At 34.8% G+C, this 302-nt stretch carries 1 protein-coding gene; it reads left to right on the top strand.

What is annotated here, in order from left to right:
• Window positions 1-175: 175 nt before the first annotated feature.
• Window positions 176-302 (top strand): Flp family type IVb pilin (locus tag BCT81_RS25725; RefSeq protein WP_133152728.1); only part of this gene is annotated, 127 nt, incomplete at its 3' end.

The raw sequence follows: 302 nt of genomic DNA on the forward strand, positions 1-302 counted from the left end.
ATATGTAACTTGCTGTTACATATGGATTTATTTTCATAATTAGTATTAGGTGGTATTTTATTTTGATCATTTTTTGCTCTGCCTATTGATAAAGTCGATAGGGGTTATTTTCCTTACCTTTGACCTGCTAATTATAATGGCGACGAATTTTCAACAGCCCTTATAGGAATAAATAATGATTACTAAGCTATACGTGAAGACAACCATGTTTTTATCTCAATTCAAGAACGATGAACGCGGCGTAACTGCGATTGAATATGGTCTGATTGCTGTGGCAATGGCTGTATTAGTAACGACAGCAG

It is taken from the genome of Vibrio sp. 10N.261.52.A1 (genome assembly GCF_002876325.1).
GTDB lineage: Bacteria > Pseudomonadota > Gammaproteobacteria > Enterobacterales > Vibrionaceae > Vibrio > Vibrio chagasii.